Annotated in this window: 12 protein-coding genes and 1 tRNA gene; 10 read left to right on the top strand and 3 right to left on the bottom strand. The window is 62.4% G+C overall.

The features are described 5' to 3' along the window. The first annotated feature begins 89 nt into the window (after positions 1 to 89). Together FHS81_RS02135 and FHS81_RS02130 are read left to right on the top strand one after the other, a co-directional pair. Positions 90 to 278 (top strand): YdcH family protein, encoded by a 189-nt coding sequence (locus tag FHS81_RS02135; protein WP_183750366.1) that lies wholly within the window; start codon positions 90 to 92, stop codon positions 276 to 278. 287 nt (positions 279 to 565) lie between these two features. Beyond that, positions 566 to 2,521, top strand: a complete 1,956-nt coding sequence (locus FHS81_RS02130) for a propionyl-CoA synthetase (protein ID WP_183750365.1) — start codon at positions 566 to 568, stop codon at positions 2,519 to 2,521. A 61-nt stretch (positions 2,522 to 2,582) separates the two neighbouring features. Here the strand turns inward: FHS81_RS02130 and FHS81_RS02125 are convergent, their stop codons facing one another. Then, positions 2,583 to 3,197, bottom strand: coding sequence for a tetratricopeptide repeat protein (locus FHS81_RS02125; RefSeq protein ID WP_183750364.1), 615 nt, complete (start codon positions 3,195 to 3,197; stop codon positions 2,583 to 2,585). A gap of 289 nt (positions 3,198 to 3,486) precedes the next feature. Here FHS81_RS02125 and fliF point away from each other — a divergent pair, with 289 nt between their 5' ends. Genes fliF through FHS81_RS02095 form a run of 6 tightly spaced genes read left to right on the top strand, consistent with a single transcriptional unit; the run spans position 3,487 to position 10,894 of the window. Beyond that, entirely contained in the window at positions 3,487 to 5,163 is a 1,677-nt protein-coding gene (fliF, locus tag FHS81_RS02120) for a flagellar basal-body MS-ring/collar protein FliF (protein WP_183750363.1), read from the top strand. Further along, positions 5,160 to 5,951: a hypothetical protein gene (locus tag FHS81_RS02115; protein WP_183750362.1), complete on the top strand. Its 792-nt coding sequence runs from the start codon at positions 5,160 to 5,162 to the stop codon at positions 5,949 to 5,951. Before fliF ends, FHS81_RS02115 begins: the two co-directional genes overlap by 4 nt. Positions 5,952 to 5,987: 36 nt before the next feature. Then, positions 5,988 to 7,181, top strand: coding sequence for a flagellar motor protein MotB (locus tag FHS81_RS02110; RefSeq protein ID WP_183750361.1), 1,194 nt, complete (start codon positions 5,988 to 5,990; stop codon positions 7,179 to 7,181). After that, positions 7,178 to 8,500 (top strand): chemotaxis protein MotC, encoded by a 1,323-nt coding sequence (locus FHS81_RS02105; RefSeq protein ID WP_183750360.1) that lies wholly within the window; start codon positions 7,178 to 7,180, stop codon positions 8,498 to 8,500. The genes FHS81_RS02110 and FHS81_RS02105 overlap by 4 nt, the downstream gene beginning before the upstream one ends. Then, a complete protein-coding gene (fliK, locus tag FHS81_RS02100) occupies positions 8,497 to 10,242 on the top strand; it encodes a flagellar hook-length control protein FliK (protein ID WP_183750359.1) in 1,746 nt (581 codons plus the stop codon). The genes FHS81_RS02105 and fliK overlap by 4 nt, the downstream gene beginning before the upstream one ends. Beyond that, on the top strand, positions 10,217 to 10,894 hold the full coding sequence (locus FHS81_RS02095) for a transglycosylase SLT domain-containing protein (protein ID WP_183750358.1): 678 nt from the start codon (positions 10,217 to 10,219) through the stop codon (positions 10,892 to 10,894). The genes fliK and FHS81_RS02095 overlap by 26 nt, the downstream gene beginning before the upstream one ends. Before the next feature lie 10 nt (positions 10,895 to 10,904). Here FHS81_RS02095 and FHS81_RS02090 read toward each other — a convergent pair whose 3' ends face one another. Further along, entirely contained in the window at positions 10,905 to 12,401 is a 1,497-nt protein-coding gene (locus tag FHS81_RS02090; protein WP_183750357.1) for an alpha/beta hydrolase, read from the bottom strand. 122 nt (positions 12,402 to 12,523) lie between these two features. Then, on the bottom strand, positions 12,524 to 14,890 hold the full coding sequence (locus tag FHS81_RS02085) for a Tex family protein (RefSeq protein WP_183750356.1): 2,367 nt from the start codon (positions 14,888 to 14,890) through the stop codon (positions 12,524 to 12,526). A gap of 217 nt (positions 14,891 to 15,107) precedes the next feature. Here FHS81_RS02085 and FHS81_RS02080 point away from each other — a divergent pair, with 217 nt between their 5' ends. Next, positions 15,108 to 16,172: a cell wall hydrolase gene (locus tag FHS81_RS02080; RefSeq protein WP_183750355.1), complete on the top strand. Its 1,065-nt coding sequence runs from the start codon at positions 15,108 to 15,110 to the stop codon at positions 16,170 to 16,172. Between the two features lie 325 nt (positions 16,173 to 16,497). After that, positions 16,498 to 16,587: transfer RNA gene (locus FHS81_RS02075), tRNA-Ser, on the top strand. The last annotated feature ends 237 nt before the right edge of the window (positions 16,588 to 16,824 follow it).

Raw genomic sequence — 16,824 nt, 5'->3', positions numbered from 1 at the left:
TTTTCTACGTCTTTCGTCGGATTAGGATTTGACGGCACGGCTTTTTGTGTCAGTATTGCAACGTCGGCCCTCAAAATGGAGGTATATCGATGTCAATTGAAGGTCATATCGTTGAACTGAAACGTCGACGCGAGGCCCTTGAAAAAGAAATAAAGACGCATCTCGCCAGACCATCCGTCAATAGTGAGGAAGTAGCGCAGCTCAAGCGGCGAAAACTTCATCTCAAGGATGAAATGGAACGGTTGGCGCAAAATAAATCTCCCAGAGAACTCAACTGATATTTTGCAATAGTTGATCACCTTCCTATGCGAAGAGCCCTTTCCGCCGTGATGTTCCAATCGCGGCGGCAGGGGTGTTGGCGATGAAGCAATACATTGTCACTATGCCGTAATGCGCTGAAAGTTTCGTAATATTGCGCAGGACACCCGTCGATCAACGAAAGTCGTAAGGCCTCAGGTCTTGCGCGATAATTTTCATGCTTCTAATTTTGGCGCAATAACCAAGCCTCCGAAGAGCCGGGTCAAAAAAGAACCTGGCCTTCAGAAGAGACAAACGGGGAAGCGCCATGACGGGACCAGACATCAACCAGCCCACAACGCAGGATCATCGAGACGCGGCACCTGCGTCTTCCAGCTATCACACGGTTTATGAGGACTGGCGTGCCGATCCGGAGGGATTCTGGCGCCGGGCGGCTGACAATATAAGCTGGGTGCAGCAGCCGGAAACGATTTTTGACGCAGACGCGGGTGTTTATGGCCGCTGGTTTCCGGACGGGGTTCTGAACGCCAGTTACAACGCCGTGGACAGGCACGTGGAAGCGGGGCGCGGCGAGCAACCGGCCATCATCTACGACAGCCCGGTGGCGGATACGAAGCGCACCATTTCCTATAACGAGCTGCTATCCGAAGTGCAGGCGCTGGCGGCGGTCATCGCCGATCTTGGCGTCGGCAAGGGTGACCGGGTCGTCATTTATATGCCGATGATTCCGGAAGCGGTGATCGGCATGCTGGCGGTGGCGCGGCTCGGGGCCATCCATTCCGTGGTGTTCGGCGGATTTGCTGCGCCGGAGCTGGCGACGCGCATTGAGGACACCGAACCCAAACTCGTTCTGACAGCATCCTGCGGCATCGAACCATCGCGCGTGATTGCGTACAAGCCCCTGCTCGATGAGGCTTTGCGCCTGTCCGGGTCCGACGCGGCGACGCTTGTTCTTCAGCGTCCGCAGGTCACGGCCGATCTTGTCGAGGGCCGCGATTACGACTGGCAGGAGGTTGTCGACAAGGCGCGCGATGCCGGACGCGTCGTTCCACCCGTGCCGGTGCAAGCAACCGATCCGCTTTACATTCTGTACACCTCCGGCACCACCGGCAAGCCCAAGGGCGTGGTGCGCGATACCGGCGGTTATCTGGTCGCGCTGGCGTGGACGCTGCGGAATCTCTACGACATCAACCCCGGCGAAACGTTCTGGGCGGCATCCGATATCGGGTGGGTCGTGGGACACAGCTACATCGTTTACGGTCCGCTGGTGTATGGCCCGGCAACGCTCATCTATGAGGGCAAGCCTGTCGGCACGCCGGACGCCGGGGCCTTCTGGCGCGTGTGCGAGGAATACAAGGTCACGGCGCTGTTCACCGCGCCGACCGCCCTGCGCGCTATCCGCAAGGAAGACCCGGACAGCAAGCTGTTGCCGCGGTATGATCTATCCCGCCTGCGGACGCTTTTTCTGGCCGGCGAGCGCGCCGACCCCGACACCGTGAACTGGGCACAGCAGACCTTGAACATTCCGGTGGTGGATCACTGGTGGCAGACCGAAACAGGCTGGGCGATTGCCGGCAACCCTGTGGGCCTTGGCATCCTGCCGATCAAGACAGGATCATCGACCGTACCGATGCCGGGATATGATGTGCGCATCGTCGACGAGGGGAATAAAGAGGTGCCCGCCGACACGATGGGCTCGATCATCATCAAGCTGCCGCTGCCGCCCGGCTGCCTGCCGACGCTGTGGAAGAACGATGAACGCTTCCGAAGCGGCTACCTCGACGAGTTTCCGGGCGCTTACAAAACATCGGACGCCGGTTTCAAGGACAAGGACGGCTACATCTTCATCATGGGCCGCACCGACGATATCATCAACGTCGCGGGACATCGCCTGTCGACGGGCGGTATGGAGGAAGTGCTCGCCAGCCACCCGGCTGTGGCGGAATGCGCCGTCATCGGCATAGCCGATGCGCTCAAGGGCGAGGTGCCTTGCGGCTTTGTCGTGCTGAAGAGCGGCGTCACCGATAATCCGGCGGATATCGAAAAGCAGCTCGTTGCACGGGTGCGTGAGCAGATTGGCCCGGTGGCGGCTTTCCGCCTCGCGATCACCGTCGGCCGCCTACCCAAGACACGGTCCGGCAAGATCCTGCGTGGCACCATGAAGAAAATCGCGGATCACCAACCGTGGTCGCTGCCCGCAACCATCGAGGACCCGAACTCGCTGGATGAAATCGCCGAGGCGCTGAAAAGCTACGGCCTGTAATAGGAGTTGGCGAATTGCGTTCAGGCTGGCAGAACAGCCTGAACGCCACTCCTGACAGGTGTCAAAGAGGCCGCCCCTCGACAAGGATTTTCAGGCGGTCGCGTACCTTGCGGGCATCGTCCATCTGCGGATTGATCGCCAGCGCCTTATCGTAAAGCGTCAGGGCGCCTTTTCGCAGGCCGCTACGGTCGAGAATGGCGGCAAGGGTCGTCAGCACCACGAAATGGCGTTGGTTCTGCGCCAGCACCTGATTGAAATCCGCCACCGCCCGCTCATCATCGCCGATAGCGGCGAAGATCTGCCCGCGGCGTGCGTAGGCTTCCATCCAGTCAGGGGCGAGCGCAATTGCCCGGTCCAGCAGTTCGATGGCCAGTGCCGCATCTTCCATAGCCAACGCGGTATGCGCGCGGGTGGCAAGCAAATCCGCCGTGGGGCTGCCGGAGCGCAGCCACACCCGCGTAATTGCCCGCTCGGCGTCACGGGCTTCGGCTTCATTCTGCGCCGCGGCCAGCCTCTCATAAAGACTGTCGGGAGCATCGCCGGTGGCGGACGCCGCCAATGCCATGCCACCCCCCTGCCCCGTGTACGGCGCAGGAAGACACAGAACCGCCGCCGCCAGTATCAGAACCGGCAGCGCCACGCGGCGGAATACATGCTTGTTCGACTGCAACATCATGCCATGACGATACCTGCATCAAGGGCATTTGGCACGCCAAATTTGCCGTCGAGGCATCATCGTTCTGCGCATCGCTGAAAGCGTGACGTGGCCGATAGCGTGACGTGTATGCGGCGATGCGGGCCAAAAGCGCAGGCAATCCCCAGACAAGTTTGAAATGCCAGAGTGCACGGCATGTTCGGAGCATGGCTTCTGGCCAATTCCGAAATGGCGGACACCCGCCGGATCGACAATCCGGGCGCGGGGTATCCGCCGCACTGTCCTTACCTGTCGTTCAGATGGATTGACGATGACCGGCCGCGAGCAAGCAGAGAAACTTTGGGACAACATCCGGGATCTCGGTGCGCGGCGTCTTGCTGCTCTCGCTGTGGTGGGGCTTACCGTGTTTCTCGGAGTGGCCTTGGGCGCCTATTACCTGAGCCGGCCGGAGATGGAAGTTCTGTACACGGGCCTGAACCGTGACGACGTGGCGCGGATCGGCGGGGCGCTGCGCGACGGCAATGTGCCCTTTGACGTCAGCCCCGATGGCACCAGCGTTTACGTGTCGCACGGCAACACCGCCAACGCGCGCATGCTGCTGGCCAGCAAGGGCCTGCCGCAAAGCACGAGTTCTGGCTACGAACTGTTCAACGAACTCGGGTCGCTCGGCCTGACCTCCTTCATGCAGGAAGTGACCCGCGTGCGTGCGCTGGAGGGCGAGATCGCCCGCACGATCCAGTCTATCAACGGCGTGAAGGCGGCGCGCGTTCACATCGTGCTGCCGGACCGCGGCTCCTTCCGCCGTGATCAGCAACCGCCTTCCGCGTCGGTGGTGATCCGCACCGAACCGGCGGACGACACCAGTTCCGCCCAGGCCATTCGCCAGCTCGTCGCCTCGGCCATTCCGGGCATGACGGTGGAGCGCGTTTCGGTTCTCAATACGGATGGCGTGTTGATTGCATCCGGAGACAGCCGCACCGGCGCGATCAACGGCCAGGCCAATGCGCTGGAAAAGGCCATCGCCCGCGATCTGCAGGAAAACGTCAGGCGCTCGCTGGCTCCGTTCCTCGGTGTGAGCAACTTCGAGGTGAGCATCGCCGTTCGCCTCAACACCGACAAGACCAGCACGCAGGAAACGACCTACGATCCTGAGTCCCGGGTTGAACGCTCGACCCGCGCGGTGCGCGAATCCGAAGCGTCGCAGAATGCCGACCAGCAGCAGCCTACGACCGTGCAGCAGAACATTCCGCAGCAGGCGCCGAACGCGGCGGGCAGCCAGTCGTCAACATCCGAAGCCAACCGCCGCGAAGAAATCACGAACTACGAGATTTCGACAAAGACCGTGCAGACCGTGCGTGACGGCTATTCGGTCGAGAACATGTCCGTGGCGGTTCTCATCAACCGGGCGCGCATCGCCCAGCTCATCGGCGATAACGCGACACCGGAGGCCATCGACAAGCAGGTCGCGGAAATCGAGGCACTGACGCGTTCCGCCGCCGGTTATGCGGAAGATCGCGGCGACACCATCAAGGTGCTCGCGGTGGACTTCCCCGAGGACGGCGGCGCTCTGGAACCCGTGCCGCCGCTCTCCATCACGGAACTGCTGTTGCGCCAGATGGGCAACGTCATCAACGCCGTCACCATTCTGGTGGTGTCACTGCTGCTGATCTGGTTTGGCCTGCGCCCGGCGGTGAACGCCATCCTGTCCCGCCCCGGCGACGAAGCCGCCGCCGAAACCATGCTCGCGCTTGAAGACAATCCCGGCGCAGAAGCGCTGCTGCCGGACGAGCAGGCTGCCGGTGCGGCAGGAGCCTTGCCCGGCAGTGGCGGCCAGGCAGGCGCAGGCGAACAGGCGCTGCTCGAAGATTTCGATATCAACGCCCCCGTCACCCTGCAACGGCGCCTCGAACACGTCATGTCGCAGGACGAGGAACGCGCAGCCGCCATTCTGCGCGAATGGCTCAAACGTGAAAGTGTGGCCGCATGAACATGTCCCTCGCCTCTTGCCTGCCGGATTTCGGCCCGGCCGACACACCGAAAACCATCGAGGACCACTCACCGGAAGCGCTGGCGGCCAGAGTCGCCAATCCGTTCGCGCCCGGCGAGACAACCGCTCCATCCCTCGACGGGCAGGACAAGGAGGTCCGCCCCAGAGCCGCCGGAGCGTCGCTCAAATCGGTCGTTCGCCACATCAAACTGGTCGACGATGGCGAATTCGTTACACCAATCCTGCCTGCATCCGCGCCGGTCGACATCGATGCGCTGATCAAGGAAGAGGCGGACAAGGTGCGCGCGGAGGAAGCCGCCAAGGCAAGCGCAGCCCTTGCCGCAGCGCTCGCGGCTGAACGCAATGCGCACGCCGAACAACGGCTCAAGGAGCGGGCCGAATGGGTCGAGACGGAAGCTTCCCGGCTGGCGGAGCAGATCGCCACCGCGATGACCGACATGGAAGAGCGCCTGTCGCAATCGGTGATGACGATCTTCACGCCGTTCCTGCAATCCACCATCCGGGAGCAGGCACTCGGGGAACTGCGCAAGCTCGTGCTTTCGCTGCTGGGCGAAACCGATGCGGCGCGTATCGACGTCTCAGGCCCCGCTGATCTGATCGACCGGATACGCGACGCCGTTGCCGCGCATGCACCTGTCTCCGGCCGGCAGATCATGTTCAGCGCCAGCTCGTCGCCCGATGTGCGCGTGGTGGCGGGGGATACCGTCTGCGTGACGCAGCTCGCCGCATGGAACCAGCGCATCGAAAGCGCCCTCGCCACCCAATGATCCGGAAGTCCGCAACGCCTGAAACGAGTGTGCACAATGGACAAGATCGAGCGTGAACTGATTCTTATCCAGCGCCGCAACCATGCGCCGGAGGATCACGGTTCTCACGGCATCTGGAAAATCGCCTATGCCGACTTCATGACCGCGCTGATGGCGTTCTTCCTGATCATGTGGCTGCTCAACATCACGGATCAGGAGCAACGCACCGCCGTCGCCAACTATTTCAACCCCGTCAAGTTGACGGACATGACGGTGTCGCGCAAGGGCGTGGACGATCCGCAGGAGATTCCGCCCGAGAACGGCCCCAAGGGGGATAAGGCGCACAATCAGGAGCAACAGAACATCTATAGCTCCGGAGACAGCACCAGACCGTCCGGCGACTCCGGCCACATCAGCAAACCGCGTTATCAGGAAAGCGCGCTGTTTCAGGACCCTTACGCGATCCTCGCCAAACTGGCCGACGACAAGACGCCGCCCGAGAGGCAGACCGCGCAGACCGCCGCACAGGCAGCCATGCAGGCGAGATCGCAGGATGAAGCCGCCGCCAGCAACGATGTGCGTGATCCCTTCGATCCCGCCTACTGGCGCATGGCCCCCGAAGGCACACCCGACATGCCGCTGGAGGCGGGACAGCAACAGGCCGGCACGCAGAACGATAACACGCCACCGGCTGACAAGACGATAATGGAGGCCACCAGGCCATCCGATCCGCAGAAGGCTATCGCGCCCGACGCCGCAGCCGACGCTGAAGCCCAGAAGCAGGCCAATGAGGTGGCGGAACTCAAGCATGATGTCGATGAGGCGCTGAAGCAGGAAACACTCCCCTCCGCCGCGCCAGGCATCGCCGTGGAACGCACCAGCGAAGGCATCCTGATCCGGCTTTCCGACGCCGAGGCATACAGCATGTTCGCCAGCGGCTCCGCCGAGCCGAAACCGGAAGTCGTGCGTGCGCTCGCCCGCATCGGCAAGATGCTGGAAGAGCACCCCGGAACCGTGGTGATACGCGGCCACACCGACGCCGTGCCGTTCAGGTCCGCCAACTACGACAACTGGCGGCTGTCGTCGGCGCGCGCGCACATGGCCTCATACATGCTGATCCGCGGCGGGCTGGATGAAAACCGGATCGAACACATCGAAGGCTATGCCGCACGGCTGCCGCAGAACACCAACGACCCACGGGCGGCCGAGAACCGCCGTATAGAAATATTGCTCAGGGAGCAGAGCAGATGAGCGACATCCTGCCCACGCCCACAAGGGAAAACGCCCGCACCACGACGGCCCTGCGCACGGCCCCACGATGGCCTCTGGTCGCGCTCGCAGCATGCGGGATGCTGTGGATGATCACCCCCGCTGCCGCCGAAACCACTAATGCCGATACGGAGTTGCCGGCGGTCGGAACGGCGGAGGCACGCGAGCCTTATCAACTGGTGCGCACCCTGCAAGCTGTGCAGGACCGCACCGCGCACGGTTCGCGCATGGCGCTGTCCATGCAGGGGCCGCTGCTGTCGAAAACAAACGCCGCGCTGCTGTCCGCGCCGGATGAAGCCTGGCAGGAACCCAGAAACGCCCGCGCCGCGATTGCTTTCGCTCTCAGCGGCGGATCGCCCGCGATCCTGCGCAAGCTCGTCGCTCTCGATCCTCGTCCGGCGATAGACCCCGCCATTCTCGACGGCGTCGCCGCCTATATCATGGGCGATGAGGAAACAGCCCGCAAGCACCTTGGCGACATGGACGCCTCGACCCTCAGCCCCGGCATCGACGGGCGCATCGCGCTGGTCCAGTCCGCCCTTTATGCCAGGACCAATCCCGATCGCGCGGTCAAGCTGCTCGACATGGCGCGGCTGCTGATGCCCGGCACGCTCGTCGACGAAGGCGCGTTGCGCCGCGAGATCTTCCTGACCGGCCAGCTCGAACTCAACGACAAGTTCAAGCAACTGACGAAGCATTACCTGCGGCGCTATCCATCATCCGTTTACGCCAAGGATTTCCACCAGCGATTTTCCTCCACGCTGTTGCGGATGAACATGTCCGGCACGCCGGAGCAGGAAGCCTGGCTCACGGATCTGCTGGAAGCCCTGGACGTGCCGAACCGCATCGACATCAACCTGCGTCTGGCGCGGCAGGCGGTCACCCAAGGCAAGACGCGTATGGCCAGCCTTGCCGCCAAGCGCGCCATGGAGCTTGCGCCCGGCAACAGCAGCATGATGGAACAGGCACGGCTTTATTACGGATCTGCCATCATTCTGGACGAGAAAGAGTTCCTCGACGGCCAGACCATTCTCGCCTCCATCGATAGGCAGCGCCTGCCCACGGACGACACGGGACTTCTGGACTCGGCGCTCTACATCACCACCCGCATTCGCCAGATGCCGGTCATGCCTACGGATCAATCGTCCGCCTCGCCTCCGCCCGCAAGCGACAAGCCTTTGCCGGCGGCCATAGTCGAAAGCGTCTTCGCAGAAAAATCGGCGCTGGATACCACGGCGTCGCGGGTGAAGGATTTGCTCGGCAAAAGCGATGAACTGATCAAGGAGGGGATGGGGTCATGAGCGCCATCGACATCACCCCCACCAGCGGCGGCGCGATATCCTCGACCACGAGAGGCGGCGCCGCGGCCACCGGCGATGACGGCGCGTTCTCGCTCATCTACGAAACCGTCGCACGCGATCCGGACGACAGGAAAGCCGGCTCCGAAAAACAAGCCGATCCCGATGCGCCGGACGAGCCACGCGCGATGAAAAACCGGATCGCCAACGCGCGCACGCGCCTTGAAAGCGTGGTCGCACGGCAGACGCTGGACGAGCCAGAGGCGGCAGACGACATCGGCGGCGACACCGCTTCAACGCAGCCGGACGAAGCAAACGCGACTGAAGAGCCATCACGCAAGAACATGCCGGAACAGCAAGCCGAAGACCGGCCGGAAGACAACCTGACACGTCTTCTGGGGCAGTCCATCGGCAGCACGCCGGAGGCGCAGGAGCCTACGCAAACGCGCCAGTCGGCACCGCTGCGACGCGATGCATCGCCACAAATGCTGGCAGCGCAAGAGGCCGGAGCCCAAGCCGGTCAGAGCCAGCAAACCACCCGCATCGTCGTCATCGGCCGCGAGACGCATTTCGCGCCTGTCAACGTCCCCGCTCGGGAAACGGCCATACCGGCGATAGCGTCCATCGATGCGAAAGCCGCTGCCGCACAACCGCTCGATGAAGTGCTCCCGCCGGTCAGAACGGCAACCGCAAACGTTGAAGCAACCCAGAGCACTGCAACCCGACCGGAGAACCGCAACACCACGGCACAGGCCACAACCACGCAGAGCACCACGCCCGTAAAACCGGCCACTCCGGGTGCGGCCACGGTAGAGCATAGCACTGTAGCACAAGCAGCAACCGCGGTAGAGCATAGCATTGCGGCACAGGCCGCAACCACGCACAGCGTTACGCGCACAAAGCCAGTTACCCCGGATGCGACCACCGTCCAGGCCAGCCCCTTCAGCGATGAGGCGGATGAACCCGCCGGACCGGATAACGCAGCAGACAATACCCGGCTGGGGCCGATGTCCGGCGATGACAAGCAGGGCTCGACCGAGCGCCGCCCCGGTACGTTGGCAGCAACCCGCAGCCTCCACGGCGCAAGGGACGATACTTCGACGATCACGCAGCAATCGGCAACGACGGGGACGGGAGCACAGGGCATTGTCGCCGATGCTTCATCCGCCGACGCAGGAACGCTGGTCCGGATTGCCAATCAGATCATCGCCCAGGCGCGGGATCTGACGACAGCCGCGACGCCCGCTCAGCAGCTGGCGGCGCAAGTCGCCAACCCGGCGGCGGAGAATAGCGGCCCGGTTCGCATTCTGCGCATCCAGTTGCAGCCGGAAGAGCTTGGCCTTGTCACCGCGCGGATGCGCATCGTCGGCGGCGTGCTTGAACTGCGCCTCACCGCTGACAAGGCGCAATCGGTCGAGATCCTGCAACGCGATCGCGATGGGCTGCTCGATTCCCTGCGCCGCGCCGGCTACACCGCTGAAATCGCCTCCATCGAATTTTCCCGTCACCAGCCAGCACTCCAGAACGGCGCACCGTCAAATGCCGGCAACAACAACGGCCAGCCCTCGGCGCACGGATTTAACGGTCAGGAAAATGGCAGCGCACCCGGCGGTTTTGACCGACAACGCGATCAGGGCGAAGCCGGTCGAAGCGCAGGCAGCAGATCGGACAATGAAGACACAGCCACCATCAACATCGATCCCACTGTTCAAACCCCCGATGAGCCACAGGCGATCTATCTTTAAAGCGCGGCTCGAACAGACCGAGGCACCTGACCGGACGGAAAGCTCGGCGCGCCGCTTCCGGCCGCACCTCTTGCCGCTGCTGGCGCTGGCTTGCACCCTCTCCGGCGTGGCCGCACCTGCGGCAGCGGAGGGAGCGGTGCATCTTGCAGCCGCGACGCAAAATGTCTGTGAACGCGAAATGATCCGCGCTGCCCGCACGTTCAACGTGCCGGTCAATATCCTTTATGCGGTCGGTCTCACAGAGACCGGCAGGCGCGGATCGCTGCAACCTTACGCCATGAACATCGCCGGAAAAGCATATTTTGCCCGCAACAAACCGGATGCCATGCGCCGCCTGAACGAGGAACGCGCACGCGGCGTCAAGCTCATCGACCTCGGCTGCATGCAGATCAACCATCACTACCACCGCGAGAAATTCTCGTCGCTGTCGGAAATGCTCAACCCGCGCGCGAACGTGAACTATGCAGCGCGTTTTCTCAAGGATCTGCACCGGCGGGAAGGAACGTGGACGATGGCCGTGGCGCGCTATCACGCCGGCCCCAACAACAACCCGGCGCAAAAACGCTATATCTGCCGCGTCATCACCAACATGGTGGCCACGGGGTTTGGCAGCTGGACGCCGAAAGCAAAAAGGTTCTGCGGCCAGCCCTGATGCCCTTCGCTCAGGAAGGTTCCCTGGCAGGCTCGCGGGAAGGCTCTATCACCGCGCCGATCCGCTCGATGATCAGCGGAAAGAACGGGTTGGACTGCATGCGTGATGTCATGCGCAGGATCGGGTCCACGGTCAGCACAAAAGTATTGACCTCGCCGATAGTATTCACGACGCTGGTGCGAATACCGAAATCGTCATCCGGATCCGGCGTCAAACCATAAAGACCGTCCGTCAGCGGGAACGGAACCCCGACGTGCGATAGCGAATAGACATCCGGCGGATAACTGAGGCCGGTTTCCGCATCCGTGCTTTCGCTCACCCCCGCTTCGGTAATACGCGCGATGACATCGCTGGTGCGATCCGTGCGATTGGTGACCAGCACGGTGCGGAACAAACGGGGCGCGGGAGGCAGAAGCGCCAGCACCTCGGCGCGCGCATCCATGTTCACCAGCTCGCCGAAGCGATTGTCGATATTGAGATCGGCATCCAGCAGCACCAGTTCGGAGCCGTTCGCCGGCAAGCGCGCATATAACTCCCGGATCACATCCGGCGTACTGACGGTAAAATCGAACACGGACTGGAAAGTCAGTATCGGCGGCAGTTCGCCCATCCGCCCTTCCTCATCCAGCTTCCGCAGCCCGTTCTTCACGATCTGTGTCATGTCGAAAGACTGCTGCCCCGCCGCCACGGGCATCGAGTTATATTTGAAGGGGTTGAACTCCGGCAAAATCGTCAGCCACGCGGATTGGCCGAACGCCGGGATGATGGCCGGCACCCCGGCGAGCCAGGTAAAGCGCGCAGCCGGCGTGATCCCCACCATGGGCGACAGCAGCACCAGCTGATCGGGCCGCGCCAACTCGCCACCGGACGCCGCCGTAACCGCGTAATCGAGCGCCAGCGCGCCGCCGTTGGAATAACCGACCATATGCAACGGCGCGTCATCGCCGGCCAGTCGCCGCGCCTCACGCACCGCCAGCCTGACGGCAGCCTGCCATTGCGGAATGCGCGTCACCTGCAACGATCCCGGCACTGTGCCATGCCCGGGCAGCCGGATGCCCACGACCGCGAAACCCCGGTCACGGTAGAACGCACCCACATGGCGCAGGCTGTAGGGCGCGTCTGTCAGCCCGTGCAACAACACCACGGCCCCGACAGGCTCACCATCCGGCAGGAGCACGAAGGAGCGGTTCCAGTCTTTCTCGAACCCTCCCGGATAAACCGGGCTCGTCGGGGAGTAACGGTTGAAATGCGTGCGCTCACGCGGCCGTGTCGCCGCGACCACTTCGCTGGCGACCTTGTCGAATAATGCGGCTTCCGCCTGCAGATACTCGTCCCACCGCGCACGGTCGATATCGGCTGCCGACATGTCCGCCAGCTCGGTCGTGTGCCAGAGTTCAAGCGGCGGGCTACGCCGCATATCCCATCCGCGCACGAGAAACGCGATGATGAACACCACCAGCAGCAAGGTGAGGATGCGCCTGATCTGACGATGGATGAAAGATAGCATCGCGCCCTCGCTTGACCGATTTAGAGCCTTCCGGCATTTCGTTGAAACGCCGAAAGGCTCTATCTTTTTGGTTTGACGCGTTTTCTTCACACAAAGCGGTATCCACTTTGCTTGAAAACGCTTTAGTTTTTGCCGTTCCGGCCTTTGTTGTCAGACGACAGACCGGCCCGGCGCAATGCCTCGGCCAACGCCGAGCCGGATGCCGGCTCACCGCGTCCGCCCCCTGCCGGGCGCTGGGTGCGCGGTTGCTCACGCCGGTCATCCCGCCGCTGGCCGCGCGGCTGACTGGCGTCACGGGTCGCGCCGGGCGCATCGTCAAGACGCATGGTAAGCGCGATACGCTTGCGCGCGGCATCCACCTCCAGCACCTTCACCCGCACCACATCGCCCGGCTTGGCGACATCGCGCGGATCTTTGACGAAGCTGTTGGCCATGGCCGAAATATGAACCAGCCCGTCCTGATGCACGCCGATGTCAACGAACGCCCCGAAGGCCGCGACATTGGTGACCACCCCTTCCATGACCATGCCCGGCTGGAGATCGCCGATTTTCTCGACACCCTCCTTGAAGGTCGCGGTCTTGAAGGCGGGACGCGGATCGCGCCCCGGTTTTTCCAGCTCGCGCAGGATGTCCGTCACCGTCGGCACGCCGAACCTGTCATCGGTAAAATGGGCGGGATCGAGCCCGCGCAGCGTCGCCGTGTCACCGATCAGGGTGCGGATATCGCTCTTCGTCGTGGCCAGAATACGCCGCACAACGGGATAGGCTTCGGGATGCACGCCGGAGGCATCGAGCGGATCATCCCCGCCGCGAATGCGCAAAAACCCGGCACACAGCTCGAATGCCTTGGGGCCGAGGCGCGCGACCTTTTTCAGCGCAGCACGATTGGAGAACGCGCCGTTCTCATCCCGATGCGCCACGATGTTACGCGCCAGCCCCTCACCGACGCCGGACACCCGCGCCAGTAGCGGCACGGATGCCGTGTTCACATCCACGCCCACGCCGTTCACGCAGTCTTCAACCACAGCGTCGAGCGAGTGCGACAGCTTCGTCTCGGAAAGATCGTGCTGATATTGGCCGACGCCGATGGATTTGGGATCGATCTTCACCAACTCCGCCAGCGGATCCTGCAAGCGACGGGCAATGGAAACTGCCCCGCGCAGCGTGACATCCAGTTCCGGCAACTCCTGCGATGCATAGGCGGAAGCGGAATAGACCGACGCGCCCGCCTCCGACACCACGATCTTCGTCAGGCCCGACTGCGGGTGCTGCCGAATGAGATCCGCCGCCAGCCTGTCCGTCTCGCGTGAGGCGGTGCCGTTGCCGATGGCGATCAGTTCCACTTTATGCCGGGCAGCCAGCACAGCCAGCGTTGCCAGCGCCTCATCCCAGCGGCGTTGCGGTTCGTGCGGATAGATGGTCGCCGTATCGACCACCTTGCCCGTGCCATCAACGACCGCCACCTTGACGCCCGTGCGGAACCCGGGATCGAGCCCCATGGTGGGGCGTATGCCGGCCGGCGCGGCAAGCAGCAGATCGCGCAAATTGCCGGCGAAAACCCGCACACCCTCGTCTTCGGCCTGCTGCCACAGGCGGGCGCGCATATCCAGCCCCAACGATACCAGAATACGCGTCCGCCAGGCCCAGCGCACGCAATCCCGCAGCCACGCGTCACCTGGCCGGCCGCGATCGGCGATACCGAAGCGATGCCCGATCCGCAGCTCATAAGGCCCCGGCCCGCTGGTCGCCGTCGCGGAAACGGTCATCGGCTCCGGCTCGAAAGACAGGTTGAGCACCTCTTCCTTTTCGCCGCGAAACAGCGCCAGAATGCGGTGGGACGGCAGCTTGGCGAACGGCTCGCTGAAATCGAAATAATCCGCGAACTTGGCGCCTTCGGTCTGCTTGCCGTCACGCACCGTGGACGCGAGATGGCCCTGCTTCCACATCTCTTCGCGCAATCCGCCGATGAGGTCAGCATCTTCCGAGAACCGCTCCACCAGAATAGCACGCGCGCCTTCCAGCGCCGCCTGAACGGAAGCCACGCCCTTGTCTTCGTCCACGAAGGCCGCCGCACGCTCATCGGGCGCGATGGAGGGGTCGGAAAACAGTGCTTCAGCCAGCGGCCCCAGCCCGGCCTCGCGCGCGATCTGTGCCTTGGTGCGGCGCTTGGGCTTGAACGGCAGATAAATGTCTTCGATGCGCGCCTTTGAATCCGCCTCCAGAATACGCGCCCTCAGATCGTCCGTGAGCTTGCCCTGCTCTTCGATGCTGGCGAGCACCGTGGCGCGCCGCTCTTCCAGTTCGCGCAGGTAGCGAAGCCGCTCTTCCAGCGTGCGCAACTGGGCATCATCGAGGCCGCCCGTCACTTCCTTTCGATAACGCGCGACAAATGGAACCGTCGCCCCTTCGTCGAGCAGCGCCACCGCCGCATCCACCTGCTGGTTCTTGACGCCAAGTTCGGCAGCAATTTTCTGTGTAATCGAAGTCATTTACCCTACCGGAAAGAGCAGGAATCGTGTTCCCGACCATTTCTTTTGCCAGCCATCCCTATTCTCCCGCAACCGTTAAAACAGTTGCCGGGGGGTTGCCAGTGCATTCCCCATTCGCTAACAGATATTATGTCGCTCAAGTCGCGGCGGAATACGTAGAGGCTGCTGCATGATTTTCGCCCGACGTTGCCGTCCCTCGCTGGCCGTTACCACAGTATTGACAGCACTCGTTCTTGGCGGGTGCAGTTACTCTCCCGAGCGTTCGTTGGCTGTTGCCGACAATACGACGCAGGCCACCGGCAATACAAAGGCGAAATCGCCTTCACACACGAAGACCGCTCACAAATCCGCGACACGTTCAGTTGCTAAATCGAGCCACGGCAATGACAAAGCCGTTGCGCAGGACGCATCCGGCCTTAGCCGAAGCATCGTCGCCGACGCCGCGGCGAAGTTCACCGGAACCGCCTCGGAACCCCGGCGCCGGTCTTTCGTCGCCAGCAACAGCGAGCGCGATTGCCTTGTTCGGGCGATGTATTTCGAATCCCAACGCGCCAGCCGTGAGGGTCTTCTCGCCGTTGGTACCGTCGTGCTGAACCGGGTCAACTCGCCAAGCTATCCGAGCACGATTTGCGGCGTCGTCGGCCAGAAAAACCAGTTCGCACGCGGCGTGCTATCGCGCCCCCTTTCCGCCCGGGACCGTCATCACGCCGAAGCCGTGGCCGACGAGATCATCGCCGGCAAACGCCATACCGGCATTGGCGATTCCATGTTCTTCCACGTCGCAACGCGGCGCTATAAATATCCGAACATGCGGTACCTGCATGTTGCAGGCGGCAACATTTTTTATACCAAGGTCGGTCGCAACGCTCCCCGCGTAACCCAGGATACGCTGATCGCCTCCATCGACAGCCAGCCAACCGCGACCGCACCTGAAGCAGCTGTTACGGTAGCCGCTGCCCCAGTTGCCGATCAGCGTGTCGCCGAACAACCTGTGACCGAGCAACAGGTGACCGAGACGACGCAGACAAACCAGCCGGCGGCACCTGCCACCACGGTTGCAGCGCAAGCACCGGCCGTGCCCATGCCTGTTCCGAGGGCGCTGGCCCTTGCCTCGCAGGATGCTCCGGCCACCTCTCAGTCTGTAGTCTCCGCACAAGCAGCAACCGCCCCGGCTGCCAAGAGCATCAATCTGTCGCTGCCGTTCGCGACCGCTCAATCAACAGCCGGAGGCTTTATCCCGGAACCGCCGACGAGGCTGTCATACCGCTCCATCGAGCGTTGATAGATGCGCGAGCTTTGATCCTTGCGGAAGTGGTTGGCGGAAGCGGTCGATTGTCAGAGAACGTATTTATCGGCAATCGATCATCATAGGGCGCCAATATCCTCAGCCGAGAAACTTTTTCTGAGGAGAGTGTGAAATGATCCAAAACAGCCCTTGCCACAGCGGCTGATTCTAAGCTAGAAGCCGCTGGTCGCAGGAAATCTTCCGCGACTGACAATGTGTTGAGCGCTCATTCGATTCGAGCAGAATCATCGCATTGATATCGCTGGCCGTTTTTGGATGCAGAAACTCTAATCAAGAGCATCTGCCATAACGACAGCGATCTGGAGAGGTGGCCGAGTGGTTGAAGGCGCACGCCTGGAACGCGTGTATACGGGCAACCGTATCGAGGGTTCGAATCCCTCTCTCTCCGCCATTTCAGTATAGAATTGAGAACTTCAATCTTTCCTCCTCATTACCGGCTGCAAATCTGCAACGGATCCCTTTCCTATTTCCCCAGTGCAAGACTGAAATTGACACTGCGGAGACGATCACGCCGCGCTCCTCGTCATAGCCTGAGCTTTTAACCGGCTATGTATCAGACATCTCCTTATTATTACGTGCCTATGTGCATTCTTCGTGCCTGACTCTGCATTGGCCGAATCTTGGGTGG

This window comes from Pseudochelatococcus contaminans, from assembly GCF_014195635.1.
GTDB classification, from domain to species: domain Bacteria; phylum Pseudomonadota; class Alphaproteobacteria; order Rhizobiales; family Beijerinckiaceae; genus Pseudochelatococcus; species Pseudochelatococcus contaminans.
This window is presented reverse-complemented; position numbering and strand designations above follow the sequence as displayed.

What these genes read in the sequence shown, in the direction of transcription:
- FHS81_RS02135 (WP_183750366.1), top strand. Translation starts at nt 90, where the DNA reads ATGTCAATTGAAGGTCATATCGTTGAACTGAAACGTCGACGCGAGGCC.
- FHS81_RS02130 (WP_183750365.1), top strand. Translation starts at nt 566, where the DNA reads ATGACGGGACCAGACATCAACCAGCCCACAACGCAGGATCATCGAGAC.
- FHS81_RS02125 (WP_183750364.1), bottom strand. Translation starts at nt 3,197, where the DNA reads ATGATGTTGCAGTCGAACAAGCATGTATTCCGCCGCGTGGCGCTGCCG.
- fliF (WP_183750363.1), top strand. Translation starts at nt 3,487, where the DNA reads ATGACCGGCCGCGAGCAAGCAGAGAAACTTTGGGACAACATCCGGGAT.
- FHS81_RS02115 (WP_183750362.1), top strand. Translation starts at nt 5,160, where the DNA reads ATGAACATGTCCCTCGCCTCTTGCCTGCCGGATTTCGGCCCGGCCGAC.
- FHS81_RS02110 (WP_183750361.1), top strand. Translation starts at nt 5,988, where the DNA reads ATGGACAAGATCGAGCGTGAACTGATTCTTATCCAGCGCCGCAACCAT.
- FHS81_RS02105 (WP_183750360.1), top strand. Translation starts at nt 7,178, where the DNA reads ATGAGCGACATCCTGCCCACGCCCACAAGGGAAAACGCCCGCACCACG.
- fliK (WP_183750359.1), top strand. Translation starts at nt 8,497, where the DNA reads ATGAGCGCCATCGACATCACCCCCACCAGCGGCGGCGCGATATCCTCG.
- FHS81_RS02095 (WP_183750358.1), top strand. Translation starts at nt 10,217, where the DNA reads ATGAGCCACAGGCGATCTATCTTTAAAGCGCGGCTCGAACAGACCGAG.
- FHS81_RS02090 (WP_183750357.1), bottom strand. Translation starts at nt 12,401, where the DNA reads ATGCTATCTTTCATCCATCGTCAGATCAGGCGCATCCTCACCTTGCTG.
- FHS81_RS02085 (WP_183750356.1), bottom strand. Translation starts at nt 14,890, where the DNA reads ATGACTTCGATTACACAGAAAATTGCTGCCGAACTTGGCGTCAAGAAC.